Genomic DNA, 3,192 nt, shown 5'->3' with positions numbered 1-3,192 from the left:
GCGCTGGCCGGCCTCGGGTCGAGTTCCCCCTCCGCCTTCACCACCGACACGGCCGAACGGGCACAGCTCTGGCACCTGCGGAAGGGCCTTTACGCGTCGGTGGCGGGAGCCCGGCCTCCGGGAACGACGGCGCTCCTCGAGGATGTGGTCGTGCCGGTCCCCGCCCTCGCCCGCACCTGCGTCGAGCTCAACCGGCTCTTCGAGGAATACGCGTACCGGAACAGCGTCATCTTCGGCCACGCCAAGGACGGCAACCTCCACTTCCTGCTGACGGATCGCTTCCTCTCGGAGGCGGATCTCGGGCGGTACAGCGCGTTCACCGAGGACCTGGTGGATCTGGTGCTCGGGGAAGGCGGCTCCCTCAAGGCGGAACACGGCACCGGGCGCGTGATGGCACCCTTCGTCCGCCGCCAGTACGGGGACGAACTCTACGAGGTCATGCGCGAACTCAAACTGCTCTTCGACCCCGCAGGCATGCTCAATCCCGGGGTCATCCTCAACGACGACCCACTCGCCCACCTCCGGCACATCAAGACGGCGCCCGCCGTCGCCGAGGAAGTGGACCGCTGCGTGTCCTGCGGATACTGCGAGCCGGTATGCCCGAGCAGGGACATCACCCTGACGCCGCGCCAGCGCATCGTCACCCTGCGGGCCATGGAGCAGGCACGGCTCGACGGCGACTCCGCCCTCCTCGCTGAGCTCGAGAAGGACTACGACTACGAATCAGTGCAGACCTGCGCCGTCGACGGCATGTGCCAGACCGCCTGCCCGGTCGACATCAATACCGGCTCGCTGGTGAAGCGCCTCCGCCGGGAAGGCGCAGGACCGGTAGCGAACACCGTCTGGAAGGCCGCCTCCGACCACTGGGCGGCAGGAACGAAGGCGGCGGGAGCCGCCCTGTCGCTGACCGCGAAGCTGCCGCCCGGCGTCGTGCGCGGTCCGAACCGGGTGGCGCGCGCCCTGCTCGGAGCCGACACCGTGCCGCTGTACTCGCCGGAGCTTCCGTCAGGAGGTCCGTCCAGGGGCCGCCCGGCACCGGCTTCGACGCCGGCTGGGACTCCCCTCGCCGACGCGGTGTATTTCCCGGCGTGCGTGCAGACGATGTTCGGGCCGGCGTCCGGGCCCGCCGACACCGGTAAGGGCTCCGGTATCGGCGCCGGCGTCGGTATCGGCGTCCAGGCGAGTTTCGAGGAACTCTGCAGCCGCGCAGGGCTCACCCTCCTGGTGCCGAAGGACATCGACGGGCTGTGCTGCGGCACACCCTGGTCCTCCAAAGGACTTGCTGCGGGCCTGGAGTCGATGCGCACCCGCACGCTCGCTGCATTGCGGGAAGCCACCCACGACGGCGAAGCCGCGATCGTGTGCGACGCCTCCTCCTGCACCGAGGGGCTCCTGTCCACGATCGACGCCGAGACCCCGGTGCCGGGCCGGCAGCCGCTGAGGGTGGTCGACGTCGTCCAGTTCACCGCCGAGCGGATCCTGCCGGTGCTGGGTGACCACACGAGACGTGAATCCCTGGCTCTGCATCCGACGTGCTCGTCCACGCGCCTCGGCCTGAATCCGGCACTCACGGCAGTGGCGGACGCGGTCGCGGAGCGGGTGGGCGTCCCCGAGAACTGGGGATGCTGTGCGTTCGCGGGCGACCGCGGGATGCTGCACCCCGAGCTCACCGCCTCGGCCACGCAACGGCAGTCCGCAGATGTTCTCGCGATGGACGCGGCCGCCCATGCGTCCTGCAACCGCACCTGCGAACTCGGGATGACGCGGGCTACCGGGATGCAGTACCGCCACATCCTCGAATTGCTGGAGGAGCAGACGCGGGGCTGATATCGCGACTGCTAGATGACCCGCGCATACCGTTCCACGAAGTTGCCGAGGATCCGCGAGGGCTGGTCGACCCGGCTGGCCCGTGTCCGCTCCATATAGACGTCGGCCTCCTCGGGAGGGAAATAGCCGGCGTTACGGTAGATGTCGATGCGGCCGACCAGCGCTTCCACATCGAGCTCCGGGTGGAACTGCGTCGCGTAGAGGTTTCGCTTCACCCGGAACATCTGGACCGGACACGTGCCGGACGACGCCAGCAACACCGCCCCTGCGGGGAGCGTGGTGCAGGCTTCCTTATGGCCCACGAAGGCGTCGAACTCCGGAGGCAGCCCGGCGAGCAGCGGGTCGGTCGCGCCGTCGCGGGTCAGGGAGATCCGGATGGCGCCGATAGGTTCGGCATACGTGCGGTCGATCACGGCACCCTGGTGGCGGCCGAGGGTCCCCACGCCGTAGCAGGCGCCGAAGAACGGAAAGTCAGTGGCCACCACGCGGTGGAGGAGCTCGTTCAGCTCGCCCTCCACCCGACGCTGGTTGACCGGTTTGTCCTCCTCGGGATCGGAGGAGTTGAACGGGCTGCCCCCGAGGAGAATGCCGGAGTACGCGCCCAGATCGACCGACGGCAGTGGGCCTGCTTCGGCCCGGACCCGGTGGAGCTGATGCGGCTCGAGTCCGCCGAACCGGAGGAAGCTCGAGTACTCGGCGTCGGCGGCAGCATCCTCGGCGCGCGTGGCCAGCAGGAGGAAGGGTTTCACCCGTCCGATGCTACTGCGCGAACCCCCACCCCCCGCTGATTAAGCACCTATGGCTGCCATTCTTCGGATATGCCAGCCATAGGTGCTTAATCAGCGGGGGGTGGGCGCCTCAAATCGACACTGCTCACCGAATAAACCTTGCGGACACCGGCGCCGCCCTGTTAGTCCTGAGGTACGAGGCGAAGTTGTTTCAAGCGGGCGCCACCAGTTATCGCTGCTGGCGCGGAAAAGGAAGTGCGCCATGGCCAAGGAAAACCCCACTGTCAAGGAACCCGACGAGAAAGACATCCAGGTCGAGGACGAACCCAAGGACTGGGCGGCAGGACTGCCGGGCGTCTATTACTCGATGAAGCCCGCAATCGAGCACATGGGCATCGATCGCACGCGGAAGACCTTGCTCACCATGAACCAGAAGCACGGCTTCGACTGCCCCAGCTGCGCCTGGCCCGACCCTGACAAGCGGAAAGCCTTCGAATTCTGCGAGAACGGCGCCAAGGCCGTCACCTGGGAGGCAACCCCTGTGGTCATCCCGTCGGAATTCTGGGCCGAGAACTCCATCACGGAGCTGCGTCAGCGCACCGAGTACTGGCTCGGCATGCAGGGCAGGCTGACGGAA

General features: G+C 67.7%; 2 protein-coding genes and 1 pseudogene. 2 read left to right on the top strand and 1 reads right to left on the bottom strand.

Translation table 11 applies throughout. The annotated features are described in order from the left end of the window. Positions 1-1,827 (top strand): FAD-linked oxidase C-terminal domain-containing protein (locus Y705_RS20500; RefSeq protein WP_253908653.1); only part of this gene is annotated, 1,827 nt, incomplete at its 5' end. Between the two features lie 11 nt (positions 1,828-1,838). Here the strand turns inward: Y705_RS20500 and Y705_RS0115185 are convergent. Next, positions 1,839-2,576: a glutamine amidotransferase gene (locus Y705_RS0115185; protein ID WP_026533474.1), complete on the bottom strand. Its 738-nt coding sequence runs from the start codon at positions 2,574-2,576 to the stop codon at positions 1,839-1,841. Positions 2,577-2,817: 241 nt separating this feature from the next. On the opposite strand from Y705_RS0115185, the pseudogene Y705_RS20495 reads away from it, so the two are divergent. Further along, positions 2,818-3,192: pseudogene (locus Y705_RS20495) on the top strand (hypothetical protein); the annotation flags it as partial.

It is taken from the genome of Arthrobacter sp. H41, assembly GCF_000520535.1.
GTDB lineage: Bacteria > Actinomycetota > Actinomycetes > Actinomycetales > Micrococcaceae > Arthrobacter_D.
This window is presented reverse-complemented; position numbering and strand designations above follow the sequence as displayed.